Below are 13056 nucleotides of genomic sequence, written 5' to 3'. Positions count from 1 at the left end.
CCCTGTTGCCTAGAAACGATCCCCATATGGGTCGGGAATGGCAAGAATCGCAAGTGCCTTTGTTTCGAGCGCTTCCATCGCCTCGGCCTCGGCCTCGCCGGTCTCGTGGTCGTGGCCGGCGAGATGGAGCAGCCCGTGGATGATGAGGTGGGTCGCATGGTGCTCCACCGGCACGCCCTTCTCGGCCGCCTCGCGCGTGCATGTTTCGCAAGCGAGCGCCAGGTCGCCGAGCATTTCGGGCGGTCCGTCGGGGGCGAGATCGAGCAGGTCGTCGCGTTCGAGCATCGGGAAGGACAGCACGTTGGTCGGCTTGTCCTTGGCCCGCCACTCGCGGTTGAGGACGTGGACCTCGGCGTCGCTGGTGAACAGCACGCTGGCGACGAGGCGCGGATTGTCCAGTTCCGGCGCGACCTGGACCAGCGCTTCGAGCGCCTGTTCGGCGAGGTCGGCCCAGTCGGTGGCGGGGAGCCAGGGTGCTTCGATGTCGATTTCGAGGTCCATGAGTAGCCGTCTACCGGGAGCTTGGGGGAAGGAAAAGCGGGATCCCCGCCTTCGCGGGGATGACGGGAAATTAGTTGGCGAAAACAAGAGCAAGCGTCTCCAAACACACCTCGTCGTCCCCGCGCAGGCGGGGACCCCGCTTGTTCTTGTGGAGCTATCGCGTGGCCAAAGGCGGCTGGCTCTACCTGACCAGCGACCGCTATCGCGGCGGCATCTACACCGGCGTCACCGCGCACCTGCAACGCCGCCTGTGGCAGCACCGCGAGGGGACCGGCTCGGCGTTCGTGCGCGCATACGGGTTCATCCGACTTGTCTACGCCGAGCACCATGACCTGATCGAGGACGCGATCCGGCGTGAGAAGGCGGTCAAGAAATGGCGTCGGGCCTGGAAGATCGCGCTGATCGAGACTGCGAATCCGGACTGGGAGGATTTGTACGAACGGTTGGGCGGGGTGGTTTGAGGGCGGGGGTTTTGCCGCGAAGTGAAGCGGGGCCCCCGCCTACGCGGGGGCGACGGGGTTTGTTATCCGCCGTAGCCTATCCCCAAAAACCCCGTCGCCCCCGCGTAGGCCGGGGCCCCGCTTCCTTCTCCACCCCAACCCGAACGAAAAAGGGCGGCCCCATCGGACCGCCCCTCCCGTCGCCCAAAGCCGGAAAATCAGCCTTCGCTGATGGTCGCCTTGACGATCTTGCCCGGCTCGCGCGGGGGCTCGCCCTTGGGGAGCGCGTCGACGAATTCCATGCCTTCGACGACCTGGCCCCAGACGGTGTACTGCTTGTCGAGGAAGGTCGCGTTGTCGAACACGATGAAGAACTGGCTGTTGGCCGAGTGCGGGTAGCTGGTGCGCGCCATCGAGGCGACGCCGCGCACGTGGGGCTCGGCGCTGAATTCGGCCTGAAGGTCGGGCTTCTTTGAGCCGCCCATGCCGGTGCCGTCGGGGCAGCCGCCCTGCGCCATGAAGCCGGGGATCACGCGGTGGAACTTGACGCCGTCGTAGAAGCCCTCAGCCGTCAGTTCCTTGATGCGCTCGACGTGGCCGGGGGCCAGGTCCGAACGCAGCTTGATCTTGACGTCGCCGCCTTCGCCGTTGCCGGTGTCGAGCGTGAGGGTGAGAAATTCGTCAGCCATTGTGCCTGTCTCCTTCTGCCGGCGGGTATCCACGCCGGTCGGCTTGGCGCCCGATATAGAGCGCGGCGCGCCAATGTCACGCCGGGAGCGGTGTAAAGGGAGGGGATCACGGGGAGCCGCCTTCCCGATCGGACCCGACCGAGGATGCGCCGGCCTCTCACACGCGCCTCGTCCCCCTCCGAGGAACAAGCGGGGTCCCCGCCTGCGCGGGGACGACGGTGAATGGGCGCAGGTCCCTTCTGTCTTCGCCTCTGCGCGTGCGCCGTTTTCCCTCCGCCGCCGCGCCGCCCCCTGTTGCAATTGCGAAATAGCTGCGTAGACCGGCCCTTATGAGCGAAGCGGACCTCAAGGACGAACTGCCGGCCGAAGCGGAAGACACCGCGCGCCCGGATTCGCCCGAGAATTCCGGCGAATCGGAATCGCTGGACGAGGACAACCGCCTCAAGCCCGAATTCGTGCGCAGCGTGAAGGAGGCCCTCGATGCCGAGGATTCCGACCGCGTCTACGACCTCGTCGAACCGCTTCACCCCGCCGACATCGCCGACCTGTTCGAGCTGGTCGACGAGCGCGAACGCCTGACCCTCGCCAGCTCGATCCGCGACATGATGGGCGTGGAAGTCATCGCCGAGATGAACGACTGGGTCCGCGAGGCGCTGATGGAAGCGCTTCCGGCCGACGTCGTCGCCGAGATCGCCGGCGAACTCGACACCGACGACGCCGTCGCGATGCTCGAGGATCTCGACGAGGCGGACCAGCAGGCCGTCCTCGCCGAGATGGAGCCGGAAGACCGCGCCGCCATCGAATCGGCGCTGTCCTACCCCGACGAATCCGCCGGTCGCATGATGAGCCGCGACCACGTCGCGGTGCCCGAGACGATGACCGTCGGCGACCTCATCGACTACCTGCGCGAACACCGCGAGCTGCCGACCGAGTTCTGGGAAGTGTTCTGCGTCGATCCGATGCACCGCCCGGTCGGCACCTGCGCGCTCTCGTGGATCCTGCGCTGCCCGCGCAACATCCCGCTCTACGACGTCATGGCGCGCGACCAGACGCTGATCCCGGCCGACATGGACCAGGAGGAAGTCGCGCTGCGCTTCCAGAAGTACGCGCTGATCTCGGCCGCGGTGGTCGATACCTCGGGGCGGCTGATCGGCCAGATCACCGTCGACGACATCGTCCACATCATCTCCGAGGAAGCGGGCGAGGACGCCCTGCTGCTCTCGGGCGCGGGCGACGGCGACATCAACGAGCCGATCCTGCTCACCGTGCGCGCCCGCCTCACCTGGCTGGTGGTGAACCTGGGCACGGCGATGATCGCCTCTTCCGTGGTGGGCGCGTTCCAGGGCGCGATCACCCGCTTCGCGCTGCTGGCGGTGCTGATGCCGATCGTCTCGGGCATGGGCGGCAATGCCGGTACCCAGACGCTCGCGGTGGTGGTGCGCGCCATCGCCACCAACCAGCTGACCGATTCCAACACCGTGCGCATGATCTGGCGCGAATTCCGCATCGCGCTGACCAACGGCACGGCGCTCGGCGTGCTGGTGGGCACCGGCACCGCGCTGCTGTTCGGCAATCCGCTGCTGGGCGCGGTGATCGCCTCGGCCATGCTGATCAACAACCTCGTGGCGGGCCTTGCCGGCATTCTGGTGCCGGTGACGCTGGAGCGCTTCAACGTCGACCCGGCGGTGTCCTCGGCGGTGTTCGTGACCACGGCGACCGATACGATGGGCTTCTTCACTTTCCTTGGGCTGGCGGTGCTGACGGGACTCGCCTGACGGCGCTGCGCTCCCTATCTTGGCCGTGATGCCGCTGCACATGACCAAGATCGCCTTCTCCGCGACCAGCCCCGCCTCCCTGCGCGCTTGGCTCGAAAGCCACGGCGAGGCCAATGGCGGGACCGGAGAGGCGCTGATGACCACGCGCTACCTGCCCACGCGCCATGCCGAGATGATCGGCGGCTCGCTGTTCTGGATCTTCGAGCACACGCTGATCGGCCGCTCGCCGATCCTCGGCTTCGAGCAGCGCGCCGAGGACGGCCGCTGGCACATCCGGCTCGAGCCCCGGCTGATCCCGATTCTCACCAAGCCCAAGCGCGCCCACCAGGGCTGGCGCTACCTCAAGGACGAGGACGCCCCCCGCGACCTCGAGTCGGGCGAGGACCCCGGCGACGCGATGCCGCCGAAGCTGGCGCGCGAACTGACGAGGCTGGGGCTGGTCTAGCGGCGCACCAAGCCGGACGCCAAAACGCGCCGTCGCCCCCGCGAAGGCGGGGGCCCCGCGTCCTCGCGGCCGACCGCAAGGTCGAAGGAACGAGCGGGATCCCCGCCTGCGCGGGGAGATGGGTTGGAGCGGCCTGTATCTTCAATCCTCCCTGTCGTGCAGCGATGGGGAGGATCGGGCGCCCCTCAACTACCCCTGCTCCACCCACCAGCGCAGCAGGACATGCGCCACCGCATGCCGGGGCGGCGCCCCGAAGGCGCGGCCGACAGCTCCCACCTCGATGGCCTCGAGCGCATCGACCACCTCTTCGCGGGTGAACCAGCGGGCGTCCTCCAGTTCGGTGGCGTCGATGGTGATGGCACCCTCATCCGTGAAGGCGTGGCAGCCGATCATCAGCGAGGAGGGGAACGGCCACGGCTGGCTGGCGACGTAAGTGACGTCACGCACCCGCACGCCCGCTTCCTCGAAGGTCTCGCGGGCGACGGCTTCCTCGATCGTCTCGCCGGGCTCGACGAAGCCCGCGAGCGCCGAGTAGCGCCCCGCCGGAAAGCGTGGCTGGCGGCCGAGCAGCAGCTTGCCCTCAAACTCGACGGTCATGATCGTGACCGGGTCGACGCGGGGGAAATGCTCCGTCCCGCAGGCCGTGCAGGTGCGCTGCCAGCCGCCCTTGGCGATCGTGGTGGGCTGGCCGCAGACCGCGCAGAAGCGATTGCGCGCATGCCAGCCGACCAGCGCGCGGGCGCCGCCGTAAGCCGCCAGTTCGCCCGGTTCGAGCACGGTCATCGCGTTCCAGCTGGCCGGTCCGGCATGGGGCCCGCCCGCGGGGTTGGCAGGCGGAACCTGCGCGAAGCACCCCCGCGCCTCGTCGTCGAGGCCGAGGAACACCAGTTCGGCGCCGGGCACGGCGTCGGCAAGGCTGCCCCAGTCGAGCAGGCCTTCGGCGGTCAGCAGCGGGTCGAGCCCGTCGAGCCGCATGAGCCGGGCCTGCGCGGTCATCAGGGCGGCGATGGCATCGGGGTCGCCGCGGACGTGGTCGGCGCGGTCGATGGGCGATCCGGCGAAGGCGATGGGGGGCTTGGCGGTGCGCAGCACGTCAGCGGGTCTCCAGGAGAGCAACGACATCGGCCTTCAGCGCCGACTGGAATTCGGGAAGCAGGTCCAGCGCATCGGGCGGCATGAACTGGACGAAGATCTGCGAGCGCAGGGCGCGCACCATGTCGACCATGCCGACCGTCCCGGCCGCGCCCGACCAGCCGTACATGCCCGCCTCCGCGCCGCGCCCCACGCGCCCGCCGGCGCCGAAGCCGGCGGGTCCGCCGAAGCTGGCGGGCATGGCGAGGCCGGGCGGCAGCAGATCCGAGGTGCCCGCGCGCACCGCGCCCTCGCCCAGCACACGCGTGCCGTCGATCGTGCCGAACTGGGCGAGCAGGCGCAGGAAGCGGTCGTAGTCGCGCGGGGAACTGACGAGGCCGGCGCCGCCGAAGGGAAAGGCGGGCGCGTCGAGGTAGATCGAGCTCGCGCCCTCATCGATGGGCAGGAGGACTTCGCCCACCGCGACGTAGTTGGTGGTCAGCCGGTGCGCCTCCTCGGCGGGAACGCGGAACCCGGTGCTGGTCATCCCGGCGGGCGCGAAGATCGTATCGTGGAGGTAAGCGTCGAACTGCCGCCCCGTCACCACCTCGATCACCCGGCCCATCAGGTCGAGGCCCATCGAGTAGCTCCAGCGGCTGCCCGGGTCGGCGACCAGCGGCACCTCGGCCAGCCGGTCGGCGAAGTGGTCGAGCCCCCTGACCGGGGTGCCCCAGTCGAGGCTCGGCGCCTTCAGGCGGCTGACCTGGCCGGGGACGAGGCCCCTGCTCTCCATCAGCGCCTTGATCGGGCCGGTCTGCACGATCGTATAGCCCAGCCCCGAAGTGTGGGTCATCAGCTGGCGCATGGTGATCGCACCGGGCGCGTCATGCAGCGCGGTGACCGAGCCGTCGTAGGTGTCCTGCACCGCCATGTGCCGGAACTGCGGCAGGATCTCGTGGACCGGCTGGTCGAGTGCGAGGCGCCCCTCGCCGATCAGCTGCATCGCCGCCATCGCGGTGACCGGCTTGGTCATCGAATAGATGCGGAACAGGCTGTCGGGCGTCACCGGGTCGGCGTCGGTGAAGCCCTCGCTCCCGCGCGCGACGAATTCCGCATCGCGCCCGGGCAGGCCGAGCGAGGCGACCATGCCGGGGAACCTGCCGGGCCCGGTCCAGCGCTCGACCAGCGCGCGAACCTTGGGGAGCAGTTCGGGCTGCCCCGTCGCCCACGCCAGCCGCGGCAGCAGCGCGGCGCCGAGCCCTGCGGCGGCGCCCATGCGCATCAGCGCCCGGCGGTCCATCGCCGCCCCGAGCCGGTCGATCATGCGTCCTCCTTCTCGGCCGCGAGGGCGAGGCGGGCAGCCTTGGCGAACAGGGTCGGCAGGCCGGCTTCGTCCAGCCGGTCGAGCGGCCACCATTCGCCGTCTGCCAGCCCCTCGAAGCCATCGCCGAGGTGGACCGCAAGTTCCAGTTCGAGCGCGAAGTGGGTGAAGACGTGCCCGACCGCCCCGGCGCTTTCCCACGGGCCGGGGAGCGGCCCCTCGCCCGAGCCGTCGGCACGCGCGGCCCAGCCGTCGTCGGGGAGCGCGCGCATGCCGCCGAGCAGGCCCTTGCCCTCGCGGCGCACCAGCCAGACCTCGGCCCGGCCGCCGCGCTCGCGCTCTATCCAGAAGGCGCGGCCCTTGCGCGTCGCCTTCGCCTTCTTCGCCGCCTTGACCGGCAGGCGCTCGGGCTCGCCGCTCGCCCGGCCCGCGCAGTCGGCGGACAAAGGGCAGAGCAGGCAGCGGGGCGCGCGCGAGGTGCAGACGGTGGCGCCCAGATCCATCATGGCCTGCGCGAAGTCGCCCGCGCGCGCGTCCGGGGTGACGACATCGGCATGGTCGCGGATCAGCGGGCGCGCGGCGGGCAGAGGCGTGTCGATGGCGAACAGCCGGGCGACGACGCGCTCGACATTGGCGTCCACCACCACCGCGCGCCGCCCGAAGGCGATCGCGGCGACGGCGGCGGCGGTATAGGCGCCGAGCCCCGGCAGCGCGCGCAGGCCCTCCTCGGTGTCGGGAAACGTCCCTCCGCCCGCCGCAACCTCCCGGGCGCAGGCGAGCAGATTGCGGGCCCGCGCATAGTAGCCGAGCCCCGCCCATGCCGCCATGACGTCGCCCTCCGGCGCGGCGGCGAGCGCCTCCACCGTCGGCCAGCGCGTCGTGAAGGCGGCGAAATAGGCCTTCACCGCCGCCACCGTCGTCTGCTGGAGCATCACCTCGGACAGCCACACGCGGTAGGGGTCGGGCGCCGGTTCGCCGGGCGCCGCGCGCCAGGGCAGCGTGCGGCCATGGGCGTCGTACCAGCCGAGCAGGTCCTGCGCGATCCTGGGCATCCCTGCGGTATCCGAACTGGCGTCCATCCGACCGCTATGGCATTGGAGGCCCAGCAATGGAACGCCCATGCAACGGGCCCATAACGGAATCGCGGCAAACAGTTGGACAAGGTGGACAAACCCGGCGCAGGCAAGCCCGCGAAAGGCACCGCCGGCCTCAAGCGCTACGAGCGCCCGCGCGGGGGCGGCGCGCGCCCGATCTCCGAACTCATGCCCGAAGTGGGACGCACCGCCTTCCGCCGCTTCGGCTTCATCCAGTCGAGCGTGGTGTCGCGCTGGCCCGAGATCGTCGGCGCCCGCCATGCCCGCGTCTGCGCGCCGGAATCGATCCGCTTCCCGCCGGGCGAAAAGACCGAGGGCATCCTCCAGCTGGTCGTCGTGGCCGCGCACGCGCCGATGATCCAGCACGTCATCCCCGAGATCATGGACCGGGTGAACCGCTTCTTCGGCTACAAGGCGGTCGCGCGCGTGAAGATCCGGCAAGGCGAGGTTAAGCCGCCGCCTGCTTCAAAACCGCGCGGCGCCCCGCCCACGCTCAGGCCGGTGCCGTTCGAACTCGGCGACTCGCTGCGCGACATCGGCGACCCCGAGCTGCGCGCGGTGCTGGAATCGCTGGCACGCAGCATCGAGGCCAAGGCCGACGAAGATCAATAGGATGGCAGAAGAACACCCGATGAAGAGCACTTCCCGTATCGCCGCCCTGCTCGCCTGCGCCGCGCTGAGCGTCGCCGCCACGCCCGCGAAGAAGCCCGCGGCGCTGCCCGCCGGGAAAGTGAACTGGGTCGCCCAGGTCGCGACGACCGCCAACGGCAGCCACCGCTACGGCAACCCCGACGCGCCGGTGAAGCTGGTCGAATACGTCAGCTACACCTGTCCGCACTGCGCGCATTTCCACAAGGAATCGGACGCGGTGCTGCGCGCCACGGTGGTCCCCAGGGGGCAGGTTTCGGTGACCGTCACCAACTTCCTGCGCAACCCCATCGACCTCACCGTGGCGATGCTCACCAACTGCGGCGACCCCAAGCGCTTCTTCGTGCGCCACAGCGCCTTCTTCGGCACCCAGGACACTTGGCTCGGCAAGATCGAGGGCTTCAGCAAGGACCAGCAGGCGCGCTGGTACCAGGGCGAACTGCCCATCCGCATGCGCGCCATCGCCAGCGACTTCGGCTTCTACGAGAAGATGGAGGCCGCCGGCGTCAGCCGCCCGCAGGTCGACGCCTGCTTCGCCGACAAGGCCGCGTTCGAACGCCTGCGCGCGCAGCAGGCCGAGGTCGAGAAGCTGGGCTTCCAGGGCACCCCCAGCTTCACGCTCAACGGCGAGGTGCTTCCCGCCAACGACTGGGCTTCGGTATCGAAGGCGATCACCGCCAAGATCGCCGAAACCCGCGCCGGCAACATCTGACCTTCGGCCCGCGCCTTCCGCCGTGCAAACTGTGGAAGACCGGGCGCAAATTCGCTCCCCTTCGCTTTGTCTTCGCCGTGACCATCGGCTAGCCTCGCCCCAATCGCTTATCCAGGGATTCGCCTAAGATGATCCGCCACCGCTTCCGCCTGATCTCGCGCCACGTTGTCCTGGGCCTGATCGCCGCCCCGCTCGCGCTCGGCCTCGCCGCCTGCGGCAAGAAGGACGAAGCGGCGGCCCCCACTTCGGGCGAGCCGATCGCGAAGATCGCCGCCCCCGCCGGCAAAGCCTGGGCCGACACCGTCGTCAGGACGCCGGAGGGCGGCTACCGCATGGGCAACCCCGAAGCCCCGATCAAGCTGGTCGAATACGGCGCGCTCAGCTGCTCGCACTGCGCCGAGTTCGCCAAGGAAAGCTTCGAGAAGCTGCGCGACGACTACGTCGCCAGCGGCCGCGTGAGCTACGAGCTGCGCTACTTCATGCTCAACCCCTACGACATCCCCGCTTCGCTGCTCGCCACCTGCGGCGCGACCGAGGCGGTGATCCCGCTCAGCGAGCAGTTCTGGGCCTGGCAACCCAAGATGTTCGAGAACATGCAGGCCGCCGGCCAGGAAAAGCTCGCCGCGATCGACGCTCTGCCCAAGGAGCGCCAGATCGGCGCCATCTCCGAAATGGCCGGCATGACCGAGTTCTTCGCCTCTCGCGGGATCGCCCGCGACCAGGCCAATGCCTGCCTTGCCGACACCGCCAAGGCCAAGGCGCTCGCCGAGCAGACCCAGAAGGCGACGGACGAGTTCAACATCACCGGCACGCCGAGCTTCATCATCAACGGCAACTCGGTCGGCTCGTCGGTCTGGAAGGAAGTCGAGGCCAAGCTGCAGCAGGCCGGCGCGCGCTGATGCGCCGCCGGTAACGATCAGATGCGCATCCACCGGCTCAAGCTCAGCGGATTCAAGAGCTTCGTCGAGCCGGCCGAACTGCGCATCGAGCCGGGGCTGACGGGCGTCGTCGGCCCCAACGGCTGCGGCAAGTCCAACCTGCTCGAGGCGATCCGCTGGGTCATGGGCGAAAGCTCGCCCAAGTCGATGCGCGGCGGAGGCATGGAAGACGTGATCTTCGCCGGCACCGACAAGCGCCCGCCGCGCGCCTTCGCCGAAGTCGTCCTCAAGGCCGAGACCAGCGCCCGCGCCGACGGCACGCGCGAGGATCTGGAGGTCGTACGCCGGATCGAGCGCGGCGCGGGCAGCGCCTACCGCGTCAACGGCCGCGACGTGCGCGCCCGCGACGTGGCGCTGATCTTCGCCGACGCCGCCACCGGCGCGCACAGCCCCGCCCTCGTCAGCCAGGGCCGCATCGCCGCCGTCATCGCCGCCAAGCCGACCGAGCGCCGCGCCATGCTGGAAGAGGCGGCGGGCATCGCCGGCCTCCACGTCCGCCGCCGCGACGCCGAACAGCGCCTGCGCGCGACCGAAACCAACCTCGCCCGCCTCGACGACATCATGGCGAGCCTCGACAAGCAGGTCGGCACATTGCGCCGACAGGCGAAAGCCGCCGAGCGCTACAAGGCGCTGACCGACCAGATCCGCCTCGCCGAAGCGCGCCTCGTCTTCGCCCGCTGGCGCGACGCCGCCGCCGCCGCCGAAGCCGCGAAGCGCGAAGCTGGGGCCGCCGAAGCGCGAGTGAGCGCCGCGCAGCAACTTGCCGCCGAAGCCCAGTCGCAGCAGGCCGCCGCCGCCGAGGCTCTTGCGCAGACGCGCGACGAATTGGCCGACCGGCGCGACGACGCCTCGGCGCAGGGACACCGCATGGCGACGCTGACCAGCCAGCTCGAAGCCGCCGAGCAGCGCCTCGCCGACCTCGACCGCCAGCGCACCCGGCTGGAGGAAGACCGCCACGACGCCGACCGCCTGACCCGCGACGCCGCCGAAGCCCTCGCCCGCCTCGAACGCGACCTCGCCGAGGGCGAGAAGCAGCTGGCGGCCGACGAGGCCCGGCGCCCGCGCTTCGCCAACGCGCTCGACGGCGCCGAGCAGGCCAGCCGCGCCGCCGAACTCGAACTCGCGCAGGCCACCGCGCGGCAGGCCGGCGTCGAAGCCGAATGGCGCATCGCCGAGGCCGAACTGACGCAGGCCCGCGCCCGCCAGACCCGTATCGAGCAGGACGCCGCGCGGATCGAGGGCCAGATCGCCGCCCAGCCCGGCGCCGCCGACCTCGACGCCGCCATCGCCGCCGCCCGCGCCAAGGCCGAAGCCGCCGGTGCAGCGCTCACCGCCGCACGCGAGGGCCTCGACGACATGCAGGCGCGCAAGGCCGCGCTCCAGACCGAGCGTGACGCCGCCGCCTCCGCGCTCGCCGGAGCCCGTGCCGACCTCACCGGCATCGAGCGCGAACACACCGCCCTCGTCCGCGACCGCGAGGCGCGCGCCAAGGGGGCGAAGGCCGCGCACGGCCTGCCCGTCGCCATCGACGCCCTACGCGCCGCGCCGGGGTACGAACGCGCGCTCGCCGCCGTGCTCGGCCGCGACGCCAAGGCCCCGCTGGGCGCGGTGGCGAATGCCGACGGCCGCTTCTGGACCGGCGCGCAGGCCCCCGCGCCGGTCGCCGACAGCCTCGCCGCCCATGTCGCGAAATGCCCGGCGGAACTCGCCGCCCGCCTCGCCCTCGTCCACGTCGTCGAGGCGGATGACGGACGGTCGCTGAACCCCGGCGAATGGCTGGTGACGCGCGGCGGCGTCCTGCGGCGGTGGGACGGCTTCGTCGCGCGCGGCGAAGGCGCAGCCGAGGCAGCCCGGCTAGAGGCCGAGAACCGCTTCGCTGAACTCGACGCGCAGCTGCCACCCTTGCGTGAGGCTGTGGCAATTGCCGAAGCCCGCCAGATCACCGCCCAGCAGGACCTCGCCGCGCTTTCCTCGCAAGCCATCGCCGCCGAGCGCGCCATCGCCGCCGCCGCCGATGCCGAGCGCGGCGCCTTGCGTGCCGTCGACCAGGCCGAGGATGCGCGCAGCCGCCAGCGCGCCCGGCGCGCCGAACTCGACGCCGCCGTGGCCGAACTTGCAGACCAGCGCTCCGCCGCCGCCGCCGAGGTCACCACCGCTGAGGCCAAGCTCACCGCCCTGCCCGATCCCGCCTCGGGCCGCGCCGAGCTGGAAACCGCGCGGGGCCGCAATGCCGAGGCCCGCGCCGCGCTCCAGGCCGCGATGGCGAGCCTCGCCGCGCACGACCAAGGGCTTGCCGTCGCGCGCGAACGCACCACCTCCCAGCGCGGCGACATCCGCGGCTGGCAGGCGCGCGCGGGGGATGCCACCAACCGCCTCGCGCAGATGGCCGGCCGGCTCGAGGAGATCGAGACCGAGCGCGCGATCGTTGCCGCCAAGCCCGCTTCGCTGATGGCGCAGATCGAGCAGGGCGAAGCTGTGCGCATCCGCCTTGCCGACGAACTGGGCATGGCCGACGCCGCCGTCACCGCCGCCACCGAAGCCGCGAAGCGGGCGGACGCCGCGCTTTCCGCCGCGCAGGAAACCCTCGCCGCCGCGCGCGAGGGCCGCGCCGGGGCGGTCGCCCGCGCCGAGCACGAGGACCAGCGCCGCGTCGAGATGACCCGCGTCTCGGGCGAACGCTTTCAGTGTCCGCCCCCGGTCCTGCCCGAACGTTTCGCCTTCGCTTCCGCCGAAGTCGTCAGCGCCGAGAACGAGGCATCAGCGATGGAACGCCTCGTTGGCGAGCGCGAGCGGATCGGCCCGGTCAACCTCGTCGCCGCCGACGAACTGGCCGAGGCCGAGGGGCAACTGGTCACCAGCGCCGCCGAGAAGGCCGAACTCACCGAGGCGGTCAACCGGCTGCGCGGCTCGATCGGCAACCTCAACCGCGAGGGGCGCGAGCGCCTGCGCGCCGCGTTCGAGGCGGTCGACGGCCACTTCCGCCGCCTGTTCCAGCAGCTGTTCCAGGGCGGCAAGGCCCACCTCGCGCTCGTCGATTCGGACGATCCGCTGGAGGCCGGGCTGGAGATCTACGCCCAGCCGCCCGGCAAGCGCCTGCAGTCGCTCACCCTGCTTTCGGGCGGCGAGCAGGCGCTGACGGCGGTGGCGCTGATCTTCGGCCTGTTCCTCACCAACCCCGCGCCGATCTGCGTGCTCGACGAAGTCGACGCCCCGCTCGACGACGCGAACATCGAGCGCTTCTGCGACCTCCTCGAAGCGATGACGCGCGAGACCGACACGCGCTACCTCGTCGTCACCCACAACGCGGTGACCATGAGCCGCATGCACCGCCTGTTCGGCGTGACCATGGTGGAAAAGGGCATCTCGCGGCTGGTGAGCGTGGACCTGGGCGGGGCGGAGGAACTGCTCGCGGCGCAGTAGGG

12 protein-coding genes are annotated in these 13056 nt (G+C 70.9%); 7 read left to right on the top strand and 5 right to left on the bottom strand.

Going from position 1 to position 13056, the window contains the following annotated elements:
• Positions 1 to 9: 9 nt before the first annotated feature.
• Entirely contained in the window at positions 10 to 501 is a 492-nt protein-coding gene (gene ybeY, locus AC07M9_RS01200) for an rRNA maturation RNase YbeY (protein WP_494880642.1), read from the bottom strand.
• A 161-nt stretch (positions 502 to 662) separates the two neighbouring features.
• On the opposite strand from ybeY, the gene AC07M9_RS01195 reads away from it, so the two are divergent.
• Complete coding sequence (locus AC07M9_RS01195; RefSeq protein WP_494880640.1) at positions 663 to 962, top strand: GIY-YIG nuclease family protein; 300 nt, start codon at positions 663 to 665, stop codon at positions 960 to 962.
• A gap of 197 nt (positions 963 to 1159) precedes the next feature.
• On the opposite strand, the gene AC07M9_RS01190 is transcribed toward AC07M9_RS01195, so the two are convergent.
• On the bottom strand, positions 1160 to 1630 hold the full coding sequence (locus AC07M9_RS01190) for a peptidylprolyl isomerase (RefSeq protein WP_494880638.1): 471 nt from the start codon (positions 1628 to 1630) through the stop codon (positions 1160 to 1162).
• Positions 1631 to 1959: 329 nt separating this feature from the next.
• On the opposite strand from AC07M9_RS01190, the gene mgtE reads away from it, so the two are divergent.
• Positions 1960 to 3405, top strand: coding sequence for a magnesium transporter (gene mgtE, locus AC07M9_RS01185; RefSeq protein ID WP_494880636.1), 1446 nt, complete (start codon positions 1960 to 1962; stop codon positions 3403 to 3405).
• Positions 3406 to 3433: 28 nt separating this feature from the next.
• A complete protein-coding gene (locus AC07M9_RS01180) occupies positions 3434 to 3850 on the top strand; it encodes a DUF1489 family protein (RefSeq protein WP_494883859.1) in 417 nt (138 codons plus the stop codon).
• A 189-nt stretch (positions 3851 to 4039) separates the two neighbouring features.
• Here the strand turns inward: AC07M9_RS01180 and nudC are convergent, their stop codons facing one another.
• Genes nudC through AC07M9_RS01165 form a run of 3 tightly spaced genes read right to left on the bottom strand, consistent with a single transcriptional unit; the run spans position 4040 to position 7321 of the window.
• Entirely contained in the window at positions 4040 to 4972 is a 933-nt protein-coding gene (gene nudC / locus AC07M9_RS01175) for an NAD(+) diphosphatase (protein ID WP_494880634.1), read from the bottom strand.
• Complete coding sequence (locus tag AC07M9_RS01170; protein WP_494880632.1) at positions 4944 to 6245, bottom strand: serine hydrolase domain-containing protein; 1302 nt, start codon at positions 6243 to 6245, stop codon at positions 4944 to 4946. The genes nudC and AC07M9_RS01170 overlap by 29 nt, the downstream gene beginning before the upstream one ends.
• Positions 6242 to 7321 carry an A/G-specific adenine glycosylase gene (locus tag AC07M9_RS01165; RefSeq protein ID WP_494880630.1) on the bottom strand — a complete coding sequence of 360 codons (1080 nt, stop codon included), beginning with the start codon at positions 7319 to 7321 and terminating at the stop codon, positions 6242 to 6244. The genes AC07M9_RS01170 and AC07M9_RS01165 overlap by 4 nt, the downstream gene beginning before the upstream one ends.
• 84 nt (positions 7322 to 7405) lie before the next feature.
• On the opposite strand from AC07M9_RS01165, the gene AC07M9_RS01160 reads away from it, so the two are divergent.
• The 4 genes from AC07M9_RS01160 to smc all read left to right on the top strand — a co-directional run bounded on the left by AC07M9_RS01160 (position 7406) and on the right by smc (position 13054).
• Positions 7406 to 7948 (top strand): DUF721 domain-containing protein, encoded by a 543-nt coding sequence (locus AC07M9_RS01160; protein WP_494880628.1) that lies wholly within the window; start codon positions 7406 to 7408, stop codon positions 7946 to 7948.
• A 19-nt stretch (positions 7949 to 7967) separates the two neighbouring features.
• On the top strand, positions 7968 to 8696 hold the full coding sequence (locus AC07M9_RS01155; protein ID WP_494880626.1) for a thioredoxin domain-containing protein: 729 nt from the start codon (positions 7968 to 7970) through the stop codon (positions 8694 to 8696).
• A gap of 128 nt (positions 8697 to 8824) precedes the next feature.
• Complete coding sequence (locus tag AC07M9_RS01150; protein ID WP_494880624.1) at positions 8825 to 9595, top strand: thioredoxin domain-containing protein; 771 nt, start codon at positions 8825 to 8827, stop codon at positions 9593 to 9595.
• Positions 9596 to 9616: 21 nt separating this feature from the next.
• The gene (gene smc, locus AC07M9_RS01145; RefSeq protein WP_494880622.1) at positions 9617 to 13054 is read left to right on the top strand and encodes a chromosome segregation protein SMC; all 3438 of its coding nucleotides are present in this window, start codon (positions 9617 to 9619) and stop codon (positions 13052 to 13054) included.
• The last annotated feature ends 2 nt before the right edge of the window (positions 13055 to 13056 follow it).

The organism is Novosphingobium sp. GW821-FHT09E05 (genome assembly GCF_059416165.1).
This window is presented reverse-complemented; position numbering and strand designations above follow the sequence as displayed.

Bases quoted from the DNA above. Each gene is read 5' to 3' on its own strand.
- AC07M9_RS01155 (WP_494880626.1), top strand. From the start codon at position 7,968: ATGAAGAGCACTTCCCGTATCGCCGCCCTGCTCGCCTGCGCCGCGCTG.
- AC07M9_RS01165 (WP_494880630.1), bottom strand. From the start codon at position 7,321: ATGGACGCCAGTTCGGATACCGCAGGGATGCCCAGGATCGCGCAGGAC.
- AC07M9_RS01170 (WP_494880632.1), bottom strand. From the start codon at position 6,245: ATGATCGACCGGCTCGGGGCGGCGATGGACCGCCGGGCGCTGATGCGC.
- mgtE (WP_494880636.1), top strand. From the start codon at position 1,960: ATGAGCGAAGCGGACCTCAAGGACGAACTGCCGGCCGAAGCGGAAGAC.
- smc (WP_494880622.1), top strand. From the start codon at position 9,617: ATGCGCATCCACCGGCTCAAGCTCAGCGGATTCAAGAGCTTCGTCGAG.
- AC07M9_RS01180 (WP_494883859.1), top strand. From the start codon at position 3,434: ATGCCGCTGCACATGACCAAGATCGCCTTCTCCGCGACCAGCCCCGCC.
- AC07M9_RS01150 (WP_494880624.1), top strand. From the start codon at position 8,825: ATGATCCGCCACCGCTTCCGCCTGATCTCGCGCCACGTTGTCCTGGGC.
- AC07M9_RS01190 (WP_494880638.1), bottom strand. From the start codon at position 1,630: ATGGCTGACGAATTTCTCACCCTCACGCTCGACACCGGCAACGGCGAA.
- nudC (WP_494880634.1), bottom strand. From the start codon at position 4,972: ATGTCGTTGCTCTCCTGGAGACCCGCTGACGTGCTGCGCACCGCCAAG.
- ybeY (WP_494880642.1), bottom strand. From the start codon at position 501: ATGGACCTCGAAATCGACATCGAAGCACCCTGGCTCCCCGCCACCGAC.